Annotated in this window: 14 protein-coding genes and 3 pseudogenes; 10 read left to right on the forward strand and 7 right to left on the reverse strand. The window is 68.5% G+C overall.

All coding sequences use genetic code 11. The features are described 5' to 3' along the window. Nucleotides 1-23 precede the first annotated feature (23 nt). From OG758_RS10570 to OG758_RS10585, 4 genes are all read right to left on the reverse strand, one after another. Nucleotides 24-2,597, reverse strand: coding sequence for a beta-L-arabinofuranosidase domain-containing protein (locus OG758_RS10570; RefSeq protein WP_326709750.1), 2,574 nt, complete (start codon nt 2,595-2,597; stop codon nt 24-26). Between the two features lie 233 nt (nt 2,598-2,830). Continuing rightward, nucleotides 2,831-4,903, reverse strand: coding sequence for an alpha-L-rhamnosidase-related protein (locus OG758_RS10575; RefSeq protein WP_326709751.1), 2,073 nt, complete (start codon nt 4,901-4,903; stop codon nt 2,831-2,833). A gap of 204 nt (nt 4,904-5,107) precedes the next feature. Next, entirely contained in the window at nt 5,108-7,165 is a 2,058-nt protein-coding gene (locus OG758_RS10580; protein ID WP_326709752.1) for a galactosylceramidase, read from the reverse strand. Between the two features lie 34 nt (nt 7,166-7,199). Beyond that, nucleotides 7,200-9,554 (reverse strand): MGH1-like glycoside hydrolase domain-containing protein, encoded by a 2,355-nt coding sequence (locus OG758_RS10585; RefSeq protein WP_326709753.1) that lies wholly within the window; start codon nt 9,552-9,554, stop codon nt 7,200-7,202. 584 nt (nt 9,555-10,138) lie between these two features. Here OG758_RS10585 and OG758_RS10590 point away from each other — a divergent pair. Both OG758_RS10590 and infA read left to right on the forward strand, forming a co-directional pair. Continuing rightward, entirely contained in the window at nt 10,139-13,186 is a 3,048-nt protein-coding gene (locus tag OG758_RS10590) for a glycosyl hydrolase (protein ID WP_326709754.1), read from the forward strand. A 142-nt stretch (nt 13,187-13,328) separates the two neighbouring features. Beyond that, nucleotides 13,329-13,521: pseudogene (infA, locus tag OG758_RS10595) on the forward strand (translation initiation factor IF-1). 55 nt (nt 13,522-13,576) lie between these two features. On the opposite strand, the gene OG758_RS10600 reads toward infA, so the two are convergent. After that, nucleotides 13,577-15,796, reverse strand: a complete 2,220-nt coding sequence (locus OG758_RS10600; RefSeq protein ID WP_326709755.1) for a peptidoglycan recognition protein family protein — start codon at nt 15,794-15,796, stop codon at nt 13,577-13,579. Nucleotides 15,797-16,193: 397 nt separating this feature from the next. Then, nucleotides 16,194-17,468, reverse strand: coding sequence for an RNA-guided endonuclease InsQ/TnpB family protein (locus tag OG758_RS10605; RefSeq protein ID WP_326709756.1), 1,275 nt, complete (start codon nt 17,466-17,468; stop codon nt 16,194-16,196). A gap of 658 nt (nt 17,469-18,126) precedes the next feature. On the opposite strand from OG758_RS10605, the gene OG758_RS10610 reads away from it, so the two are divergent. From OG758_RS10610 to OG758_RS10635, 6 genes are all read left to right on the forward strand, one after another. After that, entirely contained in the window at nt 18,127-18,567 is a 441-nt protein-coding gene (locus OG758_RS10610; protein ID WP_326709757.1) for a hypothetical protein, read from the forward strand. Nucleotides 18,568-18,672: 105 nt separating this feature from the next. Beyond that, nucleotides 18,673-19,332: a hypothetical protein gene (locus OG758_RS10615; protein ID WP_326709758.1), complete on the forward strand. Its 660-nt coding sequence runs from the start codon at nt 18,673-18,675 to the stop codon at nt 19,330-19,332. Next, nucleotides 19,329-19,592, forward strand: coding sequence for a hypothetical protein (locus tag OG758_RS10620; protein ID WP_326709759.1), 264 nt, complete (start codon nt 19,329-19,331; stop codon nt 19,590-19,592). The genes OG758_RS10615 and OG758_RS10620 overlap by 4 nt, the downstream gene beginning before the upstream one ends. A 125-nt stretch (nt 19,593-19,717) precedes the next feature. Continuing rightward, the gene (locus OG758_RS10625) at nt 19,718-20,878 is read left to right on the forward strand and encodes a permease (protein WP_326715868.1); all 1,161 of its coding nucleotides are present in this window, start codon (nt 19,718-19,720) and stop codon (nt 20,876-20,878) included. 83 nt (nt 20,879-20,961) lie between these two features. Next, the gene (locus tag OG758_RS10630) at nt 20,962-21,519 is read left to right on the forward strand and encodes a class I SAM-dependent methyltransferase (RefSeq protein ID WP_326709760.1); all 558 of its coding nucleotides are present in this window, start codon (nt 20,962-20,964) and stop codon (nt 21,517-21,519) included. A gap of 222 nt (nt 21,520-21,741) precedes the next feature. Continuing rightward, nucleotides 21,742-23,022 (forward strand): ATP-binding protein, encoded by a 1,281-nt coding sequence (locus tag OG758_RS10635; RefSeq protein WP_326709761.1) that lies wholly within the window; start codon nt 21,742-21,744, stop codon nt 23,020-23,022. Between the two features lie 254 nt (nt 23,023-23,276). Here OG758_RS10635 and OG758_RS10640 read toward each other — a convergent pair. After that, nucleotides 23,277-23,710 (reverse strand): annotated as a pseudogene (locus OG758_RS10640) (helix-turn-helix domain-containing protein); the annotation flags it as partial. A 57-nt stretch (nt 23,711-23,767) separates the two neighbouring features. Between OG758_RS10640 and OG758_RS48935 the strand changes: the two are divergent. Together OG758_RS48935 and OG758_RS10645 are read left to right on the forward strand one after the other, a co-directional pair. Further along, nucleotides 23,768-24,141 (forward strand): annotated as a pseudogene (locus tag OG758_RS48935) (helix-turn-helix domain-containing protein); the annotation flags it as partial. A gap of 96 nt (nt 24,142-24,237) precedes the next feature. Next, on the forward strand, nt 24,238-25,749 hold the full coding sequence (locus tag OG758_RS10645) for a phospholipase D-like domain-containing protein (protein WP_442810418.1): 1,512 nt from the start codon (nt 24,238-24,240) through the stop codon (nt 25,747-25,749). Nucleotides 25,750-25,839: the final 90 nt, after the last annotated feature.

Here is a 25,839-nt window from a genome sequence, read left to right on the forward strand (position 1 = left end):
TGGTGTGGCGTGGAGGCGCGGGATCAGGCGTCCGCGCGGAACAGCGCGGCGACGTCCGTGGCGGAGAGAGCCCGGTTGTGGACACGGAAGCCGTCGATGGCGCCCTGCAGATACGGGTGCTTGGAGTTCTGCGATCGGCCGAGGTAGTTGTGCGTGGTGGTGCCCAGCAGCAGCGGACTGCTCACCATCGCGTCGTTGCGCCCGGACTCCGCGCCATCGACGTACAGCACTCCGGTGCCGCCGCCAACGGTCAGGGCGACATGCGTCCAACGGCCCTGCGGCAGGGCGTCGGAGGCGTCGATGAAGTCCTCGGCCTCCATACCCGCGATCTTCAGGGCAGCGCGTGCCTTCCCGGTGCCGGTGCGCACGGCGAGGAAGAGGTAGGTGTCCTTGTGGTAGCCGAGGTCGAACACTCGGGCGGAGTTGCTGAGCGAGTCGACACGCACCCAGGCGCTGACGGTCAGCTCCGCCAGGCCGGTGAGCAGACCGGGCGGCAGGACCACGTGGCCGCCGGCGGCGCTGTCCAGGGCGACGGCGGCGCCGGTGCGGCCCGCCGTCCAGTCGGCGCCCGCGGCCAACTCTCCGTCTGGGAAGGAGCGCAGGGAGTCCGCGGTGGTGCTTCCGTGGCCCTCGTCGAAGGCGTAGTGGACGATCTCGCGCTCGCGGCCGGCCTTGGGCGAGACGGCCCAGTACACGTTGTAGTGCTGGTGCTGGATCCGGTGGAAGGGCAGCAGCGGCACCTGGGCGCCATCGGCGGTGGCGGTGAACTCCGTCGAAGACCGCGGCAGCCGCCGCACTGAGGCGGGATCGATGTGCGGGATGGTCGGGGACACGGTGCTGCCGTACGCGCCTGCCAGGACCACCGGGCCGTGGGACAGAGAGCGCACCTGCGGGTTGTCCGGCGCCGGACGCCAGACCGGCTCCATCGGCAGCACCACCTCGACCACGTCTCCGGAGCGCCAGTTCCTGGTCAGCGCAAGGTACGTACCCGGTTCGGAGTGGGCACCGGCCGGACGCCCGTTGACCCGGACCCGGGCGTGAGAGCGATGGTCGGCCAGCCAGCCGGGGATTCGTACCTTCAGGGTGAACCGGCCGCCTCCGGAGGTGACCGTGAGCCTGGTGGTGTCCGCGTCGGGGTAGCGGGTCTCCTGGCGCAGCGTCACCCCCCGCTCGGCCCATGTCACCTGGGACGGGATGAACAGGTTGACCCACAGAGCGTCTTCGGAGCGGAAGTAGATGCTGTCGGCGAACTTGGTGTGGGTCTCCATGCCCGTGCCGTGATCGCAGGAGAAGTTGTCGTAGTCGCTGCTGTAACTGCCGGGCGCGGCCCCGAGTCCGCCCTTGACCTGGCGCTGGGAGCCCGCCCACAGACCCGTGTAGTACGTCACGAAGCCGTGCTCGGCGTCGGGGTCCTGCTCGCCGAGCATCTGGTTGTACAGGGTCCACTCGTAGTGGTCCATGTACGCGGCGTTGCCCGGGTCGTGAAGGAAGAGCTGCCGGCCCAGCTTGAGCATGTTGTAGGAGTTGCAGTTCTCGCAGGTCACCTCGGAGAGACGGCTGACGATCTCGCCGGGAGGACCGAAGAACTCCTGATTGGAGTTGCCGCCGATGGCATACGAGTGGTGATGCACGACCGTGTCCCAGAAGTAGGCGGCGATGTCGCGGTAGCGCTGCTCACCGGTGGCCTCGTACTCGCGCGCGGCGCCGACGATCTTGGCGATCTCGGTGTTGGCGTGGCGGCCGTCCAGTTCGTCGCGGCCCACGGCCAGCGGCCCGTACAGGTCCTCGTGGTCGAACCGACGGGCGGTGCGCAGATGCGCCGGGTCGCCGGTGACCAGGTACAGGTTCGACAGGACCTCGTTCATGCCGCCGAACTCCACCCGGAGGACCAGCGTCTGCATCTGGTCCATCGTCAGACGCGAGGTGCGGGTCTCCACCCAGGCGGCCATCGAACGCACCACGTCCAGGGCCTGGTAGTTGCCGCTGAGCAGATACTGATCGAGCAGTCCGGCCATGATCTTGTGGATCGTGTAGTAGGGGGCCCAGGGTCGGCCGCCGGCCTCCAGCTGGTCGAAGACCTGCTCGGGGAAGGCGGAGAGGTATCCGGGCGTGTAGCGGGCTGCGGGAGAGGCGGCCTGGCAGGCCGCGAGGGCGTCGACGATGACCCGCCCCTTGGCGGCGTAGGCGTCGTCCCCGGTGTTGGCGTGGGCCTGGGCCAGCCCGGAGAGCAGATGGCCGGTGCTGTGACCGCGCAGTTGGACCGCCGGGTCCTCCCACCCGCCGCAGGGTTCGGCGGACGACGGCAGGCCGGCGTTGAGACGGAAGGTGTGCAGCAGCCGGTCCGGATCGACGAACAGCAGATACGCGCAGGTGCGCCGCATGTTCTCGCGGAAGGGGCTGTTCAGGAGCGTGACGGATGACAGGGGGAGAGGGGTGAGCCGCGGCGGGATCGTGCCGGCGGGGACCGGGCGGCCCCGGTCGGCGGGGCGGGCCGTGGCCCCGGCGGGGGCGCCCAGGCTCAGCGCGATGGCGGCGGCTCCGGCGGCGGCGATGAAGTGGCGGCGGTTGGGGCGTGCCGGATGGTGCGATGCGTTCATGACGGCAGGGCTCCTGGTGGATGCGGAGGGATCCGCCGAGCGAGGGGGCGCGGGGTGTGGCTCGGCGGCGGCAGGCGCGAGCGGGCGCGCGGTGGCCCGATCCGCGAACCGGTCGGCGGCGTGCAGCGGACAGCCGCGGCGCGCTCTGTGCGGCGGGGAGCGGAGCGCGGGCTGTCCGGAAGGCCGCGCACGCCTCACGCGGGCCGGCGCGAGGCGTGCGCGGCGTGATCGTCTCAGCTGTCGTGCTGGTGGCTGTCGATCACGTGGTGTCCGGAGAGCGCTTCCAGGTAGACGTACTCACCGTCGGTGTGCGCGTCGTAGGCCTTGGCGGTCCTGCCGTTCCAGGCCAACTTGCCGTCGACGAAGACCGAGATGTGCTTTCCGAAGGTGGGCACCGCGACTCGCCCCTCACTGTCCTTGGGGGCGGTGAGCTCCGCGTGGTACGTCCCCTCCTTCCGGTTGACGCGCCACGAGGCGTCGACCGGGCCCAGCGTGGTGGTGATCCGCCCCTGGGCGAAGGTGAGGTCGGCGGTGTGCGGGACGAAGTCGAAGGCGCGGCCGCCCGCGCTGGTCGGCTGGAGTCCCAGCACGGAGAACGTGAGCGCCGTGGTCGGCCCGGTCGCCCAGGCGTGGGCGAGGCTGACGTAGGTGCTGCAGATGCAGCCGTCCGGACGCGACGACTCCCAGAACGTGCTCCTGGTGCCGAGCGGGTCGTCGAGCATGGCGCCCCACTGCCGCCGGATCAGATCGACTCCCGCCTGGTCGGCGGTCGTTCCGCCCGCGGCAAAGTGGGCGTTGACCTCCATGGACCCGGCGAAGACGCCCAGGTTCCCCTTGTTCTCCGGGGAGGTCGACCCGCGGTCGTTCCAGTTGGTCGTGAGGTACGAGCTGATGCGGCGTGCCTTGCTCTGGTCGGCCAGGCCGTACCACACCGCGAGCGCGTTGCCGTCCTGGGCGTGGACGTCCGAGTCGGGGTAGAACCGGTACGCCCCCTTCTTCTCGTCCCACAGACGGCTGTCGATCGCGGTGCGCAGCGCCGCCGCCCGGTGCGCATAGGACTGGGCGAGCGTGGTGTCGCCCTCGACCTTCGCCAGCTGCGAGCCGGTCGTGAGCACGCGCCACATCAGGACGTTGGCGATCAGGTTCTCGCCCTTCGGCAGGCTCCGCACCGAGTCGGCGGTCTCGGTGATCGAGAGCAACCCCTGGTCGTCCGTCTTCGCGCCGATGTAGTCGACGCCCCGCTTGTACTGGTCCCAGATGCCGTCGACCCACTTCCGGTCGCCGGTGTACTGGTAGTAGTCCCAGGACGCCGCCAGGGTCCACATGTGGTAGGTGTCGGACCCGTACTTGTTCATCATGGGCCCGGAGTACGGCAGTTCGCCCGTGATCTTCTGGTGCTGGTAGAGCGTCGTGAGGGCGTTGCGGGCCGACTCGGTGTCGTCGAAGGCCGCGTAGGCGGAGGGGATCTCGACCCCGAGGTCACCCGGCCAGACCGTGCGGTCCCGCTTCGCGCCGTCCACCAGGATGGTGTCGCCCACGCCCACGTCGCCGGTGTTGTCCCATGTCTGGGCGGGAGCCTCCCAGACCCGTCCGGTCTTCGGGGCGATGGTGTTGAGCTGGATCGTGTAGGCCCCGGCGTACCAGATCCTGTTGAGCAGGTCGTCGCTGGAGTAGAAGTAGTTCGCGTAGGCGCGCGGGTCCTGCATCTTCGGTGCGGCCGTGAAGTGCGCGGTGATGCCGTCGAGATCGGCACTGCCGGCGGAGTCCATGAAGACGGTCAGGTACCGGAACCCACCGCGCAGGTTCTTCGCCGGCATGGTGTAAGTGGTCGCGCCGTCGACGTCGGCGTAGAGCGCTCCGTCCCGGCTTCGTGGACCACCGGTGGAGGCGTCGCTTGTGGTGCCCACGTACTGCGAGGACTCGTTGAACGCGAGACCTACGCGTTGCGGGCCGTCTGAAGCCGCGAAGTGGAGCGTGACCAGACCGCTGACGTCCTTGCCGAAGTCGAAGGTGACGGCGGATCCGGTGCCGCTCAGTCGGGTGGACTTGCCCGAGAGCGCTGCGGAGGCGTCCGTCACCGAACCCACGGTGCTGTGGATCGCCACGGGCTTCAGTGTCCGGGACTGCGGTGAGTAGTTGTAGGCATCCCAGGGATGCCGGGCCGCCGAAGGCAGGGCCCCGGAGAAAGCGGCGCCGGGGGCGGTGGCCCCATCCGCCGCCTGTGGTGCGAGCAGGGCCATCGCCAGAAGCGCTGCCGAGGTCGCGGTGGTGAGGGCGGTCCGGTGTCTTCTCTTCCAAGTGGTCATACATGCCTCGCAAAGCTGGATGAACGCGGAGAACGAGTGGGTGGAACGGGCGCGGCGGCCCGAGGCGGGCCGCTCCGACGCCATGAGCGGTCGGCAGGCACCATGCAGCGCCCACCTCCGCATACCTGCTGCGGATGCCGCCGAGGTGTGGCGTCACCCCTTGGTGTCTCACCGGCGGGATGCGGACCGGCGTTCGGTTCCGGCCTACCGGTTCGGCTCCGGTGCGACCGCCACGTCGTCGAACTGGGAGGACTGATAGGAGTCGAGCCCCAGACCGGCCTGGCCGTGGTCGTACGTGGTGTCGGTGACCTCGGCGACCGGGGTGCCGTCGACAGTCGCGGTGATCCGCTCCCCGGAGAAGTCGAGTGCGAGCCGGTGCCAGGTGTCCGCTCCGGCGGTCGGCAGGTCGCCCTGGTCCAGGGTCCGCTTGGTCTTGTCCGGCATGACGGCCTCCAGGGCCCAGGAGCCGGTGTCCGACAGCTTGAGGTGGTAGCCCTCCCACACGTTGGAGTGGTCGGGCCCGACCGAGTTGAGCTGGTTCACCACCCGGCCGAGCAGCGAAGCCGTGCCGGACTGGTGGATCATCACCTTGGCGGACACGGTGTAGTCGGTCCACTGGCTGTCCCCGACGAGGGTGAGCGGGCTGGGGACCTTCGACCACCTGATGGGCTGGGTCGTGATGGCCTGCTGCAGACAACCACCGGTGCCCCCGCTGCCGGGGGCGGCCTGCGGTGCGGCGGAGCACGGCGCCACCTGGAACGCGCCCTCCATGTCGGACAGGTATCGGGGGGTGGCACCGTCGCGGTATCCGTCGAAGGTGTCGCGGTAGGGCAGCGGCATCGTCTTCGACGCGGGCGCCGTCCTCGCGGCCCGGCCCTCCCCGCCGGGCATCGTGGTGAGCGTCGTGGCAGTGCCGGGCTGCAGGGTGACGGTGTGACTTCCCCGGGCGTCCGGGGACACGTCGGCGCCGCGGACGAACCAGTCCGCCGGGTCGGTGGATCGCAGTGTGGTCGACCACCGGTGCAGCGCGCCGCGGGGAAGGTGCCCGGCTGGTGTGACCGCGACGGTCTGCGGGGCCGTCGCAGCGGTCGTCTCGAACACCGTCGTGTAGGCCGGCGGCTTGCCCGGCGACTGCAGCGTCACGTAGGTGCCGCCGCCGTCGAGGTAGCCGCTGGCCGAGTCGACGTAGCGCCAGCCGGGACGCGTGAACTGCGCGGTCTGGGCCATGGTCCACAGCGTCGGGCCGAGTTCGTAGTGGCCGCTCCATGGTTCGTTGGCGCGCAGCAGACCGCTGCCCTGCATCTGGACGGTGGGGTACCAGGCGTACGCGGCCGGCCAGTTGATGAACCCTGTGATGCGGGAATCGACGTACTCGTGGTTCATCTCCGCGGCGAGCCGGGGCGCTCCGGTGAGGTAGTTGTTCCAGCCCGATTCGCTGGCGAACAGCGGCTTGTCCAGACCTAGGGCGTCCGGTGAGCTCGAGCAGTGGATCTCCGAGCAGGGGTAGTGGATGCCGACGACGTCCACGGCCTTGGCGAAGGCCGGGTCGTTCTTCATGTCGGTGGCCACCTTCCAGCCCGCGTTGTCGGCGGCGACCACCTTGACGTCGGGGTAGCCGTTCTTCACGAGCGCGGCCTTCAGCTTCCCGTACCAGGCGGCGTCCCAGCCCTTCTCGTTCCAGCCGCCGAGATAGTTGACGTCCAGATGGTGCTTCTTCGCGCAGCCCAGCCACTGCATCAGGTAGTTGATGTTGTCCGTCGACCAGAATCCACCGTCGAACCACCCGGGCGCGCCCCACTCGAGTCCGTAGAACTGGATCTGCGGGTTGCGTTTCTTCGCCTGGTCCATCAGCCACCACTCGTACCCGCGCTCGCAGTTGACGTCGGTCGGCGTGCGCATGTGGCTGGGTTCGGCTCCGTTGCTGGAGTTGGTGTCGGAGCCGATCTCCACCTTCAGAATCTGCAGCGAGGCACCGTATCCGGGTCTGAAGAGGTAGTCGAGAATCTGGTCGCGCTGCCGCTTCGGGTAGTCGACGAGCAGCCGTGATGTGCCGCCGCCCCCGCTGATAGCCCCGATTCCGTCGAAGACCCGTCCTGTGCCGCGGCTGTCGACGCTGATCGACTGGACCGTGCCGGTGCCGGCACTGGCCGTGGGTGTGACGAGCGCCGCCACGCAGGCGATGAGCAGGGCGCCCACCGCCCACAGGGAACGGCAGGCCGGCCGCCACCATCGGCCGGAAGACGGTGTTCTGGTGCTGGGCATGGGACCTCTCTTCTCGCTCCGAGGGGTACGGGTGTCACAGCTCGACATGGGTCCGTCCCGCGCGCACCTGTGTCCGGCGCGCCCGGCCGCGCTCCGGGGACACCTCGATGTCAACCCGGCCGTCCGCGTTGACGTCGAAGGAGACCCCGGACGCTCGGAGCAGGAAGTTGCGTACCGCGATGCGCGCACCGGTGGCCCGGAACACGACGCTGCCGTCCCGGACGAGTGTGGTCCGGTTCGGCCCGGCGGAGACGGCATACGTGTGCCCACGCAGTCGCACGTTGGCGATGCTGTTGGTGCCGGGCAGCGAGAGGGTGCCGAACATGATGCCCGACGGATCGCCTTCCCAGGGATTGTCGGAGATCAGTTCGTGCAGGCTCTGCACGGCCATGGCGTTGGACCAGGAGTAGGTGCGCCAGGCGGAGTCGACGGCGGAGTCCATGATCGACTGGCCGGGAACGGGGTCGAAGGACTCGGGGAACCAGTTGTCCCTGTCCCAGGCATCGAGGTACATCGCGGTGCTCCGCGCGGCGAATTCGCCGGCGACGTCGTCGAAGCCGTACCGCTTGAGACCGTCGTACACGGTGGCATTCATGGGGGGCCACACCGCGCCCTTCCACTGCTCTGGGGCGGTGTCCTCGCCGTATCGGTCGAAGAACTTGAAGTGTTCGGAGAGTGGGTGCACCGGGCCGCCGCTGCAGTAGGCCGGGTCGTTGCGCGCGACGCTGGGCACGACGTACTCGCCCCAGAACTCCTCCGGGTCGAGCAGGTGCTCCCGCACCAGGATCTTCGCCCGGTCCTGCGTCGCGATGCCGGCGAACAGCGGGTAGAAGACGGTCGGCGTGACCACCTCGTTCCAGGTTCCGTCCAGGTAGCGGCTCAGATAGAGGCGCCGCTGTGGGTGCCACAGCCTGTCGTTGAGCAGCCGCCGGATCGTCTCGTGGTGCGCGGTGAACCGTGCCGCGTCCGCCGTTCTGCCCAGCACTTCGGCCATCTTCGCCAGCGTCTCGGCGAGCAGTGCGTAGTACGAGTTGAGCGCCACGTCGGTGAGGTCGGTGTTGTCGCGGCGGTCCCCGCTGCCGCCCACTTTGGGGATGCGCCGGTAGTCGGCGTACACGGGGCTGTCGTCCAGCCCGAGGTGGTTGCCCCGGCCGCCGACCCGGTCTCCGAAGTAGGGAGTTTCCAGCAGACCGTCGCCGTCCGCGTCCCACTCCGGCAAAAGGTCGTAGTAAGCGACGAGCGTGGGGTACGCCTTCTTCAGGACCGCCACCTCGCCGAACTTGGTGTACAGCCGCCAGGCGGCGTACGCGTGCATCGGGCCGGAGTTCTGCTGGTCGTAGCGCGGACCCTTCAGCGGGACCTGGTTGGGCGGTGCGTCCGCGTCGAAGATGTCCGTCTCGTGCTGCGTGGCCAGTGGCCGGCTCACGAGTGCGGCGTCGATGGCGTCGAAGGCCGAGTCCCACCCCGTGAAGAGGCCGCCCCCGCCGCCCCATCCCCACATCACGAAGGCGCGTTGATGGTTCTTGTCGTAGTTGGTGTTGAGGGACAGCGCGTCGCGCACGGCGTCCGCCGCCCGCCCCGCCGGACCCGAGCCGGTCAGGTTGTCCCTACGAACCGATGCCTCGGCGGTGGCGAGTGCCCGCTCCACCTCATGTGGCTCCGGCGGGTCGAGCCGTGGCGGCCGTCCGCCGACGGTGGCGGCGAAGGTGAGGGCCTGGCCCTTGCTCAGCCGATACCGCAGGGCGGCTGCCGCGGTGCCGGGGGCACCGGTGGTGGCGCCGGTCATGTCGGCGATCATGTCGGCGATCGACGCGTAGCAGCCACTGCTGTCGGCGGGTTCGGCGGGCGCCAGCCGGAAGTGGCCGGTGCGGGACGTCTGCAGCAGACCCGGCGCGCTGCCGGTCACGTTCTGGCCGTCCAGCGCGAAGGCCGCGTCCTCGCCCCAGGGCGTCGCGACCTCAAGGAAAACCGTCGTGTCGTCGTCGAGTGCGGTGACGGATCCGACCAGGGAACTGCCGTCGTCGGCACGGGCGTAGCGGACCCGGATGGTGTGCTTCTGGCTCTGCGTGTCGTCGTACTGCTTCTGCAGTGACGGCAGTTTCGCGGTGGCGTCGGAGACTTCGGCGGCGGACCACTGCTCCGGGTGTGCGATCACCTCGCGCAGGGCTTCGAGATGCGTCGGTGTGACCTTGCGTTCGTCGGTGCTGACCTGGACCTCTTTGTAGGCGCCGTCGGGTGCCATCGGCCCCATGCGCCAGAGGTTGTTCGTCATCTTCTCGCGGATGACCTTGCCCGTCTCGGTGAGCAGGCCTATGCGGAGCGCGAATCTGGACTCGCCCTCACCGACGAAGAGCGCGCCTGTCCAGTCCTGGTCCTTGATGCCAGGCATCGCGAACGGTCGTTGCACCGTTGGATACGGCAGGGCCGTCCCGCGGCCTTGAGCGGGGCGCCCTCCGGACGCCGAGCCCGGCGGGGCGGCCTGAGCGATGCCGGAGCCGGCAGCCAGGGCGGCCGCCGATGCGCCGAGTCCGGTGGCGCCCACCGTCCTGAGAAATTGACGTCTGGGCACATGACCGTGCGTCATCTGGCCTCTCGTTTCCGCACACAGGTACAGGTCACCGTCTGGACATGGAGGACTGACCGACCACGCGGCGCGCGTGACGGCGACCTGACGGACGGACATGAAATGTTTCACTCGCGGCGTCATTCTCAGCACCCTCCATCGGAACCGTCAACGGGGAGTGCTGTCGTGATTACCGAGACATGAGCTCACTACCTGCAAGTAACCGCTTAATTTCGCTGGCTGGGCGCAGACCCCTTGCTTCCCAAGCCGTGTCGCCCTAACGTCCCGATGCGTTAAAACGATTCAAATCTTCCTCAGAAAGCGTCGACGGTCCATCCGTAGCGGCTTCGCTCATGCGTGCGCCCGGTTGGTTCGTCGGCGTGGCACGTGCAGCAAGGAGAGACACCACGATGAGTGACGCCGACGCCCAGGACGACCACGGCTTCACCCGCCGACGACTGCTGCGGACCGCGGCCGTCGCGGGAGCCGGCACCGCGCTGGCCTGGAGCACCCCAGCCGGCACCGCGCTGGCCGCATCCACCGGGCCCGCGGCCTCCCCGACGTCCGCGGCGGCCCAGGTCGACCGCACAGGCTGGCTCGCGCACCCCGGACGGCCGGTGCAGCCGAGGTTCCGCTGGTGGTGGCCGGACGGCCTGGTGGACCCGCGCGAGATCAGACGCGAGGTGGACCAGATCGCCGACGCCGGGTTCGGCGGCGCGGAGATCGCCGCGGTCACCCACAGCCTGGACGACAAGACGGTGCTCGACGTCGCCGAGAACGGTTGGGGCACTCCGGTGTGGACGGCCCGCGTCGAGGCCGCCCTGGACCAGGCCGCCAAACGCGGGATCACCATCGACCTCACAGCGGGTCCCAGCTGGCCGACGGCAGTCCCCTCCATCACTGCGGACAGCGAGGCCGCCGTCAAGGAACTCGCCCATGGTTCGGTGCAGGTGGCGGGCGGAGCGACCTACACGGGACCGGTCCCGGCACCCCTTATCGCCGCCGCGTCGGGCGTCACACGCCAGCAGCTGGTCCTCGTACAGGCGGCGCGGGTCGACACCGCCAACTCCACCCGCAAGGAGACCGGACTCAGCTTCTCCTCCGTGCGCGATCTGACCGGCCAGGTCACCGACGGATCCATCAGCTGGACCGCACCGCCGGACGGCGAATGGGTCCTCATCGCCTACTGGCTGCGCGGCTCCGGCCAGACCCCGGAGTCCGGTCCCCACACCTCCCCCACCGCGTACGTCGTGGACCACTTCAGCGAGGCCGGCGCCCAGGCAGTGATCGACTTCTGGGAAGCGCACATCCTCACCGCCCCGGTCCGGAGGCTGCTCAACAAGGCCGGAGGCGCCCTCTTCGAGGACTCGCTCGAGATCGAGACCGCCGCACTCCAGTGGACCCCCGGCCTGCCCGCCGCATTCGAGAAGCACTGCGGCTACGCGTTGGAGCCGTATCTGCCCGCGGTGATCCTCAGCAAGAGCAACCAGGTCTTCGCCTTCGACGCCGCACTCACCCGCCAGGTCCGGCACGACTTCTGGGAGACCGTCTCCAGACTCTTCGACGACCACCATGTCGCGGTGCTGAAGAAGTGGGCGCACTCCCTCGGCCTGAAGCTGCGGATGCAGCCGTACGGACTGCAGACCGACGCGATCGCCACCGCTTCGATCCTGGACATACCCGAAGGCGAATCACTCGGATTCAAGAACCTCGACGACTACCGTTGCCTGGCGGGCGGACGCGACATGGCCGGCCGGACCATCCTGTCCTGCGAGTCGGGCGCCTACACGGGAGGCGCCTACAACACGACATGGCAGAAGTTCCTGACCACGATGGGCGGTGCCTACGCGGCCGGGGTCAACCAGACCGTGGTGCACGGTTTCTCGTACGCCACGACGCCCGGCGTCAAGTGGCCGGGCTACGCGGCGTTCACCCCGTACCACGGCAAGGTCGGCTACGGGGAATCCTGGGGACCTCGGCAGCCGACCTGGCAGCATGTCCCGGACATCTCCGGCTACCTCAGCCGCATCCACCAGGTTCTGCAGTCCGGCACCGCCCGAGCCGACGTCGCGGTGTTTCGCCAGACCGGGTACACCGCGACCGGGATCGGCGCCTCGTGGTTCACCGCGAGCGGCGTTCCGCTCGGCTGGACCCACCAGTTCATCAGCGCCCCACTGCTGGAACTGCCGGGCGCGAAAGTTTCGGGCGGCCGGCTCGCTCCCCAAGGCCCCGCCTACAAGGCGCTGTTCATCGAGGGTGACTTCTTCTCCGGTTCCGCCTGCACACTCCGAGTGCGGGACGCCGAACGGCTGCTGGACTTCACCAAAGCCGGCCTTCCCATCGTCATGCTGGGCGCCTGGGACACCGCGACGGTGCCCGGCCTGCCCGCCGACGGCGAGAACGAGCGTCTGCGGACGGTCATCGGCGAGCTGCTCACCCAGCCCCGGGTGCGCAGGGTGTCGGACAAGGCCGACGTCCCGGCGGCCTTGTCCGACCTGGGTGTACAGCCGGACGTCCGGCACGCGACTGCTTCCACTCTGCTCAATGCCCATCGGGTCGCCGACGGCGTCGACTACTACTACCTGTGCAACGGCAAGCACGCCGAGAACGTGAAGCCACCGGTCGCCCCCATGGACCACGAGGTGACTCTGCGCCGGACCGGACACGACGGCGTTCCTTATCTGCTCGACCTGTGGACCGGGGACGCTCGCCGCATCGGCCAGTATGCGGAGGACGGCGACTCCATCCGGCTGCGCGTGGCCCTCCACCCCGCCGAGACGCTGCTCGTGGCCATCGGCCGGCCGGGCCTGTTCGGCGACCGCGGCGGCAAACAGCCGCACGCCGTGAGCAGCCAGGCCGAATCCGTGCAGTTCGTGAACGGTGAGCTGACGGTCCGCCACTCAGCCGCCGGCACCTTCGACACCGTGCTGTCCCAGGACGCTTCCACAACGACCGTCAGCACCACGATCGGTGAGGTGCCGGAGCCCAGGGTGCTGTCGGCCTGGCAGCTGCACGTGGAGGACTGGCGACCGGGAGGTGCCCCCACCACGACCACCGTGACGGGGCACGACCTGAAGCTCGACGCTCTTGCGCCCTGGTCGCAGCTGGAGGGCCTGGAGGACGTCTCTGGGGTGGGCCGCTATCGCACCACCGTCACCCTGGAACGGCCATGGACCGGCGGATACGGCGCCTACCTGGAACTGGGCACGCCGAGCGGCACCTGCCGCGTGACCGTCAACGGCAGACAGCTCGACCCCGTCGACCAGATCAACCCGATGGTGGACGTCGGCCCGTGGCTGAAGCGAGGTGACAACACAATCGAGGTGGAGGTGGCATCCACCCTCGCCAACCGGCTGCGGGTGAGCGACCCCGATGTCTACGGCGGGCTCGCTCGCCAGCAGTACGGCCTGACCGGCCCGGTCCGACTGGTCCCGTACGGACAGGCCCGCGTCGGCTGACAGCCTCGGGGCGCGCCCGGGCCTCTCGTGATCAGCAGGGGGGACGACAAGGTTGGTGTACTGCTGACGCCCTGGCCGGCCGTTCCCCACAGTCGCCGACCATGGAAGTGAGCGAGAGAGCACGGCACGAACATCAAAGGGCATCGAGCTCGAGGGCACCGTCCTCGAGTGCCTGCGCAACGCACCTTCACCGTGGAACTCCAGAACGGGCACAAGCTGCTCGCGTACATCATCGGGAAGATCCGCAAGACCTACATCCGGATCCTGCCGTTCGACCGGGTGCTCGTGGAGCTCGGCCCGTCGACCTCACGCGCGGCCGGATCCACTACCGGTGACGTGAAAGGTGTCGGCGCCCGGCCATCAGCCAGGCGCCGACACCTCCCCCCGTGACTACTTGACGTAGACGAGCCCGTCCGTCGTGATCGTCGGGCGGCCGCTCGTGCCGACCACCACGATCTTCACCTTGTGCGTGGCGCTGCTCGACCAGGTCTTGGTCCAGATCGCCTGCCGGTACTGGGTGGTGGAGGACTTCAGGTCGACGGTGCTGACCTTGACGCCGTCCACATAGACGTATGCCTGACCCGAGCTGGCCGCCCGGGAGACCACCCACGAGGCGGAACTGCCGGTGAATGTCCAGGTCAGGCTCGCGCCCTTGGAACCGCTGGAGTACGACTTGCCGCCGAGGTAGCTGCTGCTCGAACGGGACGTCCAGCTACCGGACTTGACCGCCGACGTCTCCTGCAGGATCACGGGCGTGTAGGAGGGGGACGACGTGCGGTAGTTGCCCGCGAAGTCGTAGGCCCGCATCGACCAGGTCGAGGCCGTGCCAGAGGCCGCCGTGCGGTTGGAGGTGGTGGTCGTCGGGCCGAAGGTGGCCGTGGCCGGCGAGAGCAGCTTCACCTCGCGCAGCGCCTTGTCGTCCGCCGCCTTCCAGCCGAGCGCGACCGGGACGGCGGTGGTGTTGACCGTGCCGGTGCGCAGGGAGATCTTCGGCGTGGTGGAGAAGGTCGGCGCTGTGGTCTCCGCAACGACCTTCAGCGCAGGCGTGGTCGTCGTCTTGCCGGATTGGTGCGTGGCGCGGACGGCGACGGTGTGGCTGCCGAGCGCGAGGGTCGCGGCGGCGGAGGTGGCGCTGCCACCCGTGGTGGTGACCGCCTTGCCGTCCACCAGCAGCTCATACTTGGAGATCAGCGCGGCCGGTGTGGTGGCCGACCAGTGCAGGGTGATGGCGCCCTTGGCGTAGTACGTAGTGCCGGACAGGCCGGCGCCGTCGACCGTCGTGGTCTTCAGGCCCTGGACCGGACCGGCCGCCCAGTCACGAATGGTCTGCAGCTGACCGTAGAGGGAGCCGCCCGGGCACTGGGTGTTGAAGCCGTCGCGGTGACCGGAGATCCGGTTGAACGTGTACTGGGTGCCCGCGGTGAAACTCTTGGCGAAGTAGTTGGTCTGGGTCGCGCCCGCGGTGAGCTGGACGGTGCCGGCCGGGTCAGCGCCATACTGGCCGAGCTTCCAGGCGGCGATGCGCGCGATCGACGTCAGCGCGGCATTCGAGGCGGTGGTGGAGACGTAGTTGCCGAGGACCGCGATGCCGGTGGACTCCCGGTTCCAGCCGTACGTGTGCGCGCCGAGCACCGGCAAGTCGGTGCCGCCTGCACGGCCCTCGAAGACGGTGCCGCACTTGTCGACGAGGAAGTTGTAGCCGATGTCGTTCCAGCCCTCGACGTCCACGTGGTACGCGTAGATGCCGCGCACGATCGAGGCCGAGTCGGCGCAGGAGTAGTCGTTCGCGCCGTCCGTGTGGTGGACGAAGACACCCTTCACATCCGTGTTGTACGTCGGCGGGTCATCGACCTTGGACTCGTCGGCGCCCCAACCGGCACGTGAGGTGATCGGCGGCTTGGGCACGGTGGACGGGGGTGCGGTGGGCACGGTGGCGGACGCGCTCGGCGAGGTGGACGCCGAGGCGGAGGCCGTGGGCGCAGCGCTCGACGAGGTCGTGTCCGTGGGCGCCGCGCTCGACGAGGTCGTATCCGTGGGCGCCGCGCTCGTCGAGGCGGCGGGGCTGTCGCTCTCCACGGCGAACCCGGCCGGCTCAGCCGTGACCCCGGGCTGCTTGGCCTCGGCATCGGTCACCACGCCCGGGTCGACCAGGTTGACCTGAAGTCCCTTGGGCAGCACCGTGGTTGTGCCGTTCTTGCGGGCCACCTGCACCTGAACGCCGTCGGACGCGCCGACCCAGAGGGGCTCGGACGCGCCGCGCGTGCCCGCCTCCGGCTTCTCCAGCGGATCGACGTCGAGCTCGAGGTCGCGCCAGCCGCTCCACTCGCCGGTCGCGATGCTGTGCGTCCGCACCTGCGCGGTGCCGTGGAGCCGCTTGGTGGCGCCGGTCCAGGAGACGCCGAGCAGGGAGAACTGCTCCGTGTCCTTGCGCGGGAGCTCGCGGCGGCCGGTCGCGGTGGCCGGCAGCGCGAGGTCGTAGACCTTGACGGGCCGCTTGTCGCGCAGCGCCACACCGCCTCCGCCATCGGACGGGGAGGCTACGGCGTAGGCCGCCACGCCCCCGCCGCCCAGGACGACAGCGCCGAGGGTGATCCACGCCCTCCGCTTCAAACTCAATGATCTGTACGCATGAGACACACGAGGACTCACGAAGTTTCCACCCCAAAGAAGGGCCCGAAGGGCCACCGAAGACAGTCACACGCGGCGCATCCATTACATGAACAGCCATCTGTCACAGCGCAGCCGGGCGCCAGAGTGTCACTGCCCTCAGGGAACCTGACTCGGAGACAAATTCACCCCGAGGAACACACCTACCCAAGGTGAATTTCCGGGTGAGTTTGCGCCGGGGATGCGTCAGTTTGGTGCGTGGTGACGTACGCCACAACAGACACGAGGCGGCGCAATTGGCTTGGCAGAGTGACGAGTTGTCGCCCCTGAGGCCGGAGCCGCGTCTTCCGCAACCGGGTGAAGATGTTCCTGGAACGTGTCCGCGTCAATCACCCGGGACTCAAAGTCCCGGGCTTGCACAACGGGCGCCACTGGCTGTGGTGCTGCGTTTGCGTCCTGTCCCACGCCCGGTTTTCGGGGGTGGGTCTGGGGCGGTTGACTGCGCCCCGCGTCGCCACAACTCTTCCGCACGGTGGCGGATGTTGCGGGAGCCGTTGCGGTCTGCGTGATCAACGAATCCGCAGGACCGGCATGCAAATCGGGCCTGGGAGACCCGGTTCGCTTTGTCGATGTGCCCGCATTCGGCGCAGGTGCGGGAGGTGTACGCCGGATCGACGTGCACCACCGGTACCCCTGCCTTGCGGGCCTTGTACGCGATGAACTCTCCGAGCTGAGCAAAGGCCCAGGAGTGAAGGGTGGCCCGTTGGGGCTTGCGAAGCCGTACCCGTGCGCGGATGCCCGTGAGGTCTTCAAGAGCGATACCGCGACCGGTGCGTTCTGCCTCGGCCACCACATGCTTCGCGATCTTGTGGTTGATGTCCCGCGCCCGCCGCGCCTCCTTGCGACGCCGCCTCTTCAACCGGCGTTTGGCGGAGGGAGTGTTCTTCTTCTGGAGTTTCTGCCGCAGGGTGCGCTCGCGCAGACGCCCGCGGTTCAGTCGGCGCCCGGCCATGATCTGACCGTCCGAGGTGGTCGCGATGTTCACGATCCCCAGATCGACCCCCAGAAACTCCGTGACGCTGGTGTCGAGTTCGGCCTCGGGGACCTCGCAGGTCGCGCTCAGGAACCACATGCCGTCGCGGTACAGCAGGTCGGACTCGCCCTTGCGATACAGGGCCAGACGCGCCAAATGTTCGGGGGCGGCGGTGAACGCCACTTGCTTCATCCGGCCGGACAGCGTCCAGATCGACACCGTGCGCTCCGTGTACTGCCAGGACAGCATCCGGTCGTCATACGGCTGCGCACCCTCCGGCCGGAAAGCGATCGGCTTTTCGGTGGCCCGCCGGTAGCGCTTGGAGGAGGGCTTGCCTAGGTTTCCTGCCGTCAGGTTCGCCTTGAGCGTGGTGTACGCGTCGCAGGTCTTCTTGATGACATGCTGGGCCGCCTGCGCGCCGAGCCCCCACCGACCCTTGACCGCCGTGTAGGTGTGCTCACGCAGGGCGAAGTTGCGCTTGATGTCCTTCTCGAACGCCACCTGTGAAGCCCAGGTCGCGGCCTGATTGCAGGCTTGCAGGGTCTCCTCAAGTGCCGCCGCCTGCACGGGCGTCGGCAGCAGTTTCACCTGCACGGTTAACTTCACGACCGTGACGCTACCTGCCGCCTGACGTACCGGCATTCGAACAGCGCACATTCCTCGCCGGGCGCTGCGGCCCGGTTTCTTGCGTGCGCTCCGCGCCCGTTGCCGCGGCGATGCTCCGCATCGCCGTCACAGGATGCGATTCCTCCCGGGGGTGAACCCCCGGGGTTCCTCGCAAGAGCACGCTGAAGCGCACCTCGCACGCCGGGGCGCTCCGCGGCGGCCGGATGCACACCAGCGACCTCGGCTACATCGACGATGACAGCCGCCTCTACATCACCGACCGCCTCAAAAGCGTGACATCACCGGTGCGGAGAACGTGTACTCCGCCGAGGTGGAGAACACCCTCGCGCAGGATCCCGCCGCCGCTCATGCGCGGTGATCGGCGTCCCGGACCTCGAATGGGGCGAGCGGTTGTGAGCCGTGGTTGTCCTCAGGCCCGGCGCGCAGGCCCGTACCGCTCCAGGATCGCTGCACAGCCCTTGCCCTGGGGCGATGCTTCCCAGAGGCGATGGGGCACCATCGTTCCTTGCGCTCGTGCGAATGCTCTGCCCGCTTACCACGTGGATCTTCGCGTGGCTGGTCCTACTGTCCCGGCCCTCCGCAGCCAGGAACACGGCGCGAAGTACCCGGCCCGGGTATCGTCGGACAGGCGCGTTTCGCAGACGCGCGCCATGACATGACGTAGGGAACGAGCGTGACGGACAGCACCAGGCAGAGAGACAGGCGGCAGGGCGTCGCCCGGCTGCTGACGCTCTGCGCGGTCCTGCTCGGCCTGCTCCTCATGCACGGTGCACCGGCAAACGCCGCCGAAGGCTGCCACGGCGCTATGCCCGCACCGGCTGCCCTCCCGGCCAAGCACGCAGGCACCGCGATGGCGTCCACGTCATCGTCGGCGACCCATGCCGCTGCGCAGCAGGCGTCAGCCATGTCGGCGATGGGCGGGGCGATGTGCGTCTCCACGCCGGCCCGCGATCTCACGACGTTGCCGGTGGCCGGCCTCATGGCCGTCGTCGCCGTGCTGGCGGTGCTCCCCGCAGTCGGGCGGCCGGTGGCCCTGGGCCGCACCGGGCGGCGCGGGCCGCCCACTCCAGGCGGGCGAAGTCTGCTGCTCCAGGTGTGTATCGCGCGGACCTGACAGGCCCACGCCGAAACCCCGGAATTCTCCGTGGCCCGGCGACGTGCCCTGCTCACTTCCGCGCGCCCACCCGGCGTGGTGCGCCCACCCGGAAAGACCACTCGCATGCTCACTTCTGCCCGTCCCACAGCGCGTCGTCGCGCCCTCGCGGCGGCCGGCACCGCCGTCGTCCTGACGCTGACCCTGGCGGCCTGCGGCTCCTCCAGCAGGTCCTCCTCGATGCCGGACCTCGACCACAGTGCCAAGGCGTCCTCGGCGAGCGCGTCGCCCTCGATGCGTGACATGCCCGGCATGGATCACATGGCCGCGGGAAACGGCCTCAGCGACAACAAGGACGGCTACCGCCTGACCAGCAAGGACACGGCCTTGGCTGCGGGCAAGCAGACCCCCTACCAGTTCACGGTCACCGGCCCGGACGGCAAGCCCGTCACCGCCTTCGCTGTCGACCAGATCAAGCGGATGCACTTCTACGCCATCCGCTCCGACCTGACCGGCTTCCAGCACATCCACCCGACCATGGCCGCCGACGGTACGTGGAACGCGGACCTGGCCTCCCTCGCGCCCGGCTCGTGGCGCGTGTTCGCCTCCTTCACCCCTGCCAGCGGGGCCGGCAAGGGCACGGCGTTCGTCCTGTCGCGCGCCCTTACCGTGCCCGGCACCGGGACCAAGACCCCCCTGCCGGCTGCCGCCAAGACCGCTGAGGTCGACGGGTACACCCCGTCACCGTCAACGGCGAGCCGATGGCCGGTATGGCCCACCCCATGAGCGTCACCATCACCAAGGGTGGCAAGCCGGTCACCGGCCTTGAGCCCTACCTCGACACCTACGCCCACCTGACCGCGTTCCATGAGGGCGACACCGCGTTCGCCCACCTTCACCCGACCACCAAGGTCAACGGTGACCACGGCGGCCCGGAGCTGTCCTTCGACGCCGAGCTGCCCACCTCGGGGAACTGGCGGCTGTTCCTGCAGTTCCAGACCGGCGGAACACTCCACACCGCGGCGCTGACCCTGAACGTCGGCTGACCCTGGCGGGGCGCCCCCATCCGGGTGGCGCCCCGCGCGCCACCCCCGCCGCCACACGACGGCTCCCCGCGGTGCGACGTGTCGCAGGGTCCAAGTCGTACTCGCCCCGGAACGCTGCAGAGATGATCCACGCCGTACTGCACGCACTGTCGATCGCTGGTTCCATGACCTGGGAGATCACCTGGGCCCTGATCCTCGGCTTCACCCTGTCCGCCCTCGTCCAGGCCGTCGTCCGCAAATCCACCGTTGTCACGCTGCTGGGCGACGACCGCCCCCGCACCCTCACCATCGCCGCAGGCCTCGGCGCGGCCTCCTCCTCGTGTTCCTACGCCGCCGTCGCCCTGGCCCGCTCCCTGTTCCGCAAAGGCGCGAACTTCACCGCCGCCATGGCCTTCGAGATCGCCTCCACCAACCTCGTCGTCGAGCTCGGCGTGATCCTCGCCCTGTTGATGGGCTGGCAGTTCACCGCGGCCGAGTTCATCGGCGGCCCCATCATGATCGTCGTGCTGGCGGTCCTGTTCCGGCTGTTCCTGCGCGACAAGCTCCTGCGTCAGGCCCGCGAGCAGGCCGAACGCGGAATCGCCGGCTCGATGGAAGGGCACGCGGCGATGGACATGTCCGTGCAGCGCGAAGGGTCCTTCGCCCGACGCCTGCTCTCCCCCGAGGGCTTCACCTCCACCAGCCACGTGTTCGTCATGGAGTGGGCCGCGATCCTGCGCGACCTGGTGATCGGCCTGCTCATCGCCGGGGCCATCGCCGCCTGGGTGCCGGACTCGTTCTGGCGCACGTTCTTCTTCGACGGCCACCCACTGGCAGCCAAACTATGGGGGCCCATCATCGGCCCGCTCGTCGCGATCGCGTCGTTCGTCTGCTCCATCGGGAATGTGCCGCTGGCGGTGGTGCTGTGGAAGGGCGGCATCAGCTTCGGCGGCGTCGTCGCGTTCATCTTCGCCGACCTGCTGATCCTGCCCATCCTCAACATCTACCGGAAGTACTACGGCGCGAGAATGACCCTCTTCCTGCTCGGCACCTTCTATCTCGCCATGGTCATCGCCGGCTACATCGTGGAGTTCTCGTTCGGCGGCCTCGGTCTCATCCCCGATCAGGCAGACGCCAAGGTCCCCATGGAAGGCATCACTTGGAACTACACCACCTGGCTCAACATCGCCTTCCTCACCCTGGCCGCCGCCCTCCTCTTCCGGTTCTTCCGCACCGGCGGGCGGGACATGCTCCGCATGACGGGCGGCGCACCCAGTACGCGCCACGACCACGGCGACCAAGGCTGAGCGCAACATCCACCTGAGGGCGGGAAACCGTGTCCACCCCCAGGCCGATTCCGGCGCTGCCCAGCCAATGCTCGACCGGTCCCATGAGCCCTCTGCTGCCCCGCATCCTGCCCGGCCCCGACGGCAAACCGTCACCGCAGAACAACACCGCAGCGGCATTCCGGGCCTTCGACCGTGACCTGGCAACAGGCCGGCGCCCCTGGACCACCCAAGCGGCGGGCTACCTCTCCGACCTGTCCGACCAGCTCGCCGGCTCCCGGGACAGCGACCAGGTCACCGGCCGTGACGATCCCCTGCACGACGCACTCGCTCGCGGCGGCCCCTTCCCTCGAAGCACCTGCCTGGAAATCGGCTCCGGCACCGGCCTGTTCACCCCCAACCTCTCGGCAGCATTCGACACCGTGATCAGCATCGACCTGTCCGAGCAGATGCTTCGCCAGGCCGCCGGACGTTCGCATCACACCGCGAAGTCGCTACCGGCTGAAACCAGGAGCAGAAGCCCGGGGCCGGTGCCCCAGTCATCAGCTCCCGGCTCCACGCGCCGTCACAAGCACTCATCGACATGTCAGCGTCTCAAGATCAAGAAGTGTCGCCCAGACCCATCGGCAAACACTGCTCCAAGAAATCAACGAAGCCAGTGATGGCCATCGCATATGAATAGTCATACGTCCCGTAGTGCCGGTCTGTGCGACCCCGTGATGCCGCCTGGGCGGCCCGGCGGTTTTCCACATCGCCCCATGCCGGATCGTTCGACGCGCGCACGGGTGGCACGTACGCGGAGAATGAAGCAAGGATCTGTTGCCAGGAGCACCACGCCCTCTGCCCCGCAGAGCGGCGGTGGCCCCTTCGCGGAGGTGGTGGCGATGCCGACGTGGCGATTGCGGGACTTCCACGATGACGACCTGGACCGCGCCATCCAGATCTGGGACCAGAACCAGCAGGCGGACGAGGCACCTGCCGTTTTCCCCGTGTCGGAGGTCGTGACCACGGCCAGGGCCAGAGGACCGGCCGTGGTGGCGGTGGTCGGCGACGAGCTGGTGGGCGTCGCCGTGGCGCAGGCCTATGGCGAGCGCGCCTGGATCACCGTGGTGGCCCTGGCCGCGACGTGGCGCAACCGCGGCATCGGGAGCTCCTTGATCGCCGAGCTTGAGCGACGCCTGCGGTCACAGGGAGTCCGCAGGATCGGCGCGCTCCTCACGCCGGGGGCGACGGGTACCGCAGCCTTGGAGAATGCCGGCTACCGCGCCCGGTCCGGGCTCGTCTTCTACCAGAAGGTCGAGCACCTCGGCGCGAGCGACGCCGGTCTCCTTGCGGAACTCGGGGGAAGGATGCTTCCCAAGGGGCTGTGGGACAGCCTCGCGGGAATGGAACGGGAGAAAGAAGCCATCGAGCGGCGGATCGTACTGCCGCTGGCCCAGCCCGTGCTGGCCGAGCAGTACGGAGTGAGGCCGCCAAAGGCGGTCATCCTCTTCGGGCCGCCGGGCACCGGCAAGACCAGCTTCGCCCGAGCGGTCGCCTCCCGGCTGCAGTGGCCTTTCGTGGAACTCTTCCCCTCGCGGCTGGCCTCGTTCCAGGAGGGAGGCCTGGCGACCTCGCTGCGGGAGACATTCACCGAGCTGGCCGAGCTGCAGACGGTGGTGCTCTTCATCGACGAGGTCGAGGAGATCGCCTCTGTCCGGTCCGGTACGGCTGTCGACCCCAGTCACGGAGTCACCAACGAACTGCTCAAGCTGATCCCCGGCTTCCGCGACCACGACGACCGCCTCCTGATCTGCGCCACGAACTCCGTCCGATCCCTCGACCCGGCGTTCCTTCGCCCTGGCCGTTTCGACTACGTCATCCCCGTCGGCCCGCCGGATCCAAAGGCCCGTTCGGCAGTCTGGCGACGCTACCTCGGACCCGCAGCCCTCCATGTCGACCTGCACCGTTTGGTGGAGGCAAGCGCAATGTTCACGCCGGCCGATATCGAGTTCGCCGCTCGCAAGGGTGCCCAAACCGCCTTCGAACGCGAAGTCGCCCAGGGCAAAGGCATCCCCATCGGCACAGAGGACTACCTGCAGGCCATCGCCCAGACCCGTCCCACACTCACCGACCAGGCACTGAAGGACTTCGCTCAGGACACCGAGGAATACGTGCGCATGTGACGTAAAGGCACAGGCCGCAGACCCGACAGGCCGCTCTCAGTGTCGGGATGGTGACGATTTGCCAGAAGGAACCCTGTAGGCGCCAATAGTCTCGTCCGTGCTGGCCATGCTGCCTGTGAGCACTGTCATGAGTCCCTGACAGTCGGGAGTGACGGCAGGGACCTGCTCGGTGATTGCTGGCTGGCTCCGGCCGACGCCAGGATGGTCCGGTGCTGCCGTGCTGTTGCTGCTGCGACTGCCGTACCTAGCCCTGACGACCCATGCCTTGCAGTCATCGCGGTTGCCGGGAAGCGGCCGGCCACGACGACGAACCGGCTGTCGGCGTCGATGACGACTTGGTGGTTGGTGGAATATCGATAGTTCTTTGACTGCTCGGCGACTATGTGGTCGCGGGTGGGGACCAGAGTGCCATCCACGATGAGGGCGGCGTCCTTGGCGAACCGCTCGCGCTGCCGCAGGGCAAGTTTCGGGCCGAGGCGGTCGATGACCCGGCCGGCGGAGGACTTCGACTCCCCGAACAGCGAGACCAATTGTCGCAGCGTGAAGTTGGCGCGCCAGTACGTGGCCATCAGCAGCAGGCGATCCTCCAGCGGCAGCTTCCATCGCCGCCCCGGGCCGGGGCGTCGGCGTCCTCTCGGAGCAGTTGTTTCACCAACTTCCCGAAGACCCGGGGGCTACTGAGGTTGAAATCGTGGGGCCGTAGGGGCTAGCTGACGGTTCGTCGCCTGTGCGGAATCACCAGGACATGCGGCATCCACAAGGGGGCGGGCTAACCACCGAACGACAGCAGTTCCGCAAGGAGTTAGGGCTCAGGGCCGAGGGTTCGCCCGGGGCGAGTCGAGCTCGGTGACTGCCGAGAACCTGCGGGTCAGCGTCCGCTCGGTGCAGCGGTGGCGGCAGATGTGGGACGAGGGCGGTCCGCGGGCTCCGCGATCACAAGGGCCGGCATCACTGCCGAGGCTGAGCGAGAAGCAGTTCACCCAGCTGGAGGCGGAGCTGGCCAAGGGGCCGGCCGCGCACGGCTGGGAGGATCAACGCTGGACCCTGAGCCGCGTGAAGACGGTGATCAGCCAGCACTTCCACCTGACCTACACCATCCAGGGCGTGCGCAAACTCGTGGCAGCGGACACGTCAGACGCAGGTGGCGACAGGGGCGCGAGCGCCGGCCCGACGGCACGGACGGGTCGCTACGCCAGACGATTGTCGCTCCCCACGGTGACCACTCATTGGTCGATCAGCAGAGCAACACCTCGCGGCTGCTCCCCTGCTCAAGGAATCTTGCGACGCGCAGCGCGCGGACTTCAAGTATTTATCGGAACAATCGGTGGAACAGTAGTAGATTCCGCTGATGGCGGCATCGCTCCCGCGAGCCCCTTGCGGCAAGCCGACTCTCCACCTCAACAGCCCAGCGAAAGGCCGCCCATGAAGCGAATGTTCACGTTAATCACCGCACTGGTCGTCACTGCACTGTCGCTGACAACGGCGCAGGCCGCGGTCAAGAAGGCCAAGTCGCCGCTCAGTTGCGAGTCTCGGACGTTCACCTCCAGCCCGGGCCCGCGCTTCAACGACCCGGAGGACCCCGCCGCCCAGATGAAGATCATGGGCCCGATCATCGAATCGATCAACAGCGCCAGCTGCGGGCAGACCATTCGCGTCTCCATGTACTCGATCAGCAACGCACAGCCGGGCCCCGACTTCGCCAACGCCCTGATCGCCGCGCACCAGCGCGGCGTCATCGTCAAGGCGCTGATGGACGCCCACAGCGACAATGCGATCTGGCAGTCGATGGTCACCGAGTTGGGCAACGACCCGCGAGCCTCCAGCTTCGCCGCGCTGTGCCCGGGCGGCTGCCTGACCCACTACGCCGGCTCCTCCCTGCACGCGAAGTACTACATGCTCAGCGGCGGGAGCGACGCGAACAGAACAGTGACCGTCAGCAGCGCCAACCCCACCGCCGCCCAGGCCAGCACGGCGTGGAACAGCAGCGCCACCGTCAAGGGCAACGTCGCCCTGTACAACTCCTACGTCAGCTACTTCACCGCCATGGCCAAGGGGGCGCTCAACGGCCCGGGCCCGCTGGCGCCCGACTACTACAGCGCCACCAGCGCCACGGCGGCCAGGAAACTGTCCCCGCCCTCCTATCAGTGGCCCAAGGCGCGCGCCAAGAGCGATACCTGGGTCGACTTCTTGAACAACATCAAGGCCCCGGCCACGATCAACATCGCCATGTTCCAGTGGACCTCTCACGGGGAGCCGGGCGACCAGAACTATCTGGAGCTGCCGAAGAAGCTGGTAAGCCTGGCAGGAACCGGAGTCAAGATCCACATTCTTATCACCGCCGCCCAGGTCGATGACAGCGTGCAGAACTACTTGAAGAACCGGCCGAATATCGACGTGCACGACACCACCCGCGGCACCGACGCGAACGGCAACGCCCTGCACTACACGCACAACAAGTACATGATGGTCAGCGGCAATTACGCGGGGGCCGCCAACTCCGAGCTTGTGTTCGTCGGCTCCTCGAACTGGACGAGCAACGGCATCTGGCACAACGACGAGACGGACCTGAAGCTGACCGGCGGCTCCAGCTACGACACGTTCATGACGGACTGGCAAAGCCAGTACGACCGCTGCTGCGGGACCTCGGAGCGGCGGTCGATCGCCGAGCAGCGCGCCGAGAGTTCGGCACGAGAGATTCCGATCGATCCGAGGCAGGTCCAGGAATAGGCATCCTCGGACCGAACAGTGCCAGCGAGCTCCAACCTGGCCAGTTGGGCGGGTAGTCGGGGTGAGTGGTGTCCGGACTTGAATCCTCCC

Origin of the sequence: Streptomyces sp. NBC_01474 (assembly GCF_035918215.1) — a bacterium.
GTDB classification, from domain to species: domain Bacteria; phylum Actinomycetota; class Actinomycetes; order Streptomycetales; family Streptomycetaceae; genus Streptomyces; species Streptomyces aureus.

Excerpts from the sequence above, each read along its gene's own strand:
- OG758_RS10620 (WP_326709759.1), top strand. The coding sequence starts at position 19,329 with ATGAGCGTCACCATCACCAAGGGTGGCAAGCCGGTCACCGGCCTTGAG.
- OG758_RS10590 (WP_326709754.1), top strand. The coding sequence starts at position 10,139 with ATGAGTGACGCCGACGCCCAGGACGACCACGGCTTCACCCGCCGACGA.
- OG758_RS10575 (WP_326709751.1), bottom strand. The coding sequence starts at position 4,903 with ATGACCACTTGGAAGAGAAGACACCGGACCGCCCTCACCACCGCGACC.
- OG758_RS10585 (WP_326709753.1), bottom strand. The coding sequence starts at position 9,554 with ATGCCTGGCATCAAGGACCAGGACTGGACAGGCGCGCTCTTCGTCGGT.
- OG758_RS10580 (WP_326709752.1), bottom strand. The coding sequence starts at position 7,165 with ATGCCCAGCACCAGAACACCGTCTTCCGGCCGATGGTGGCGGCCGGCC.
- OG758_RS10570 (WP_326709750.1), bottom strand. The coding sequence starts at position 2,597 with ATGAACGCATCGCACCATCCGGCACGCCCCAACCGCCGCCACTTCATC.
- OG758_RS10615 (WP_326709758.1), top strand. The coding sequence starts at position 18,673 with ATGCTCACTTCTGCCCGTCCCACAGCGCGTCGTCGCGCCCTCGCGGCG.
- OG758_RS10630 (WP_326709760.1), top strand. The coding sequence starts at position 20,962 with ATGAGCCCTCTGCTGCCCCGCATCCTGCCCGGCCCCGACGGCAAACCG.
- OG758_RS10635 (WP_326709761.1), top strand. The coding sequence starts at position 21,742 with ATGCCGACGTGGCGATTGCGGGACTTCCACGATGACGACCTGGACCGC.
- OG758_RS10605 (WP_326709756.1), bottom strand. The coding sequence starts at position 17,468 with ATGCCGGTACGTCAGGCGGCAGGTAGCGTCACGGTCGTGAAGTTAACC.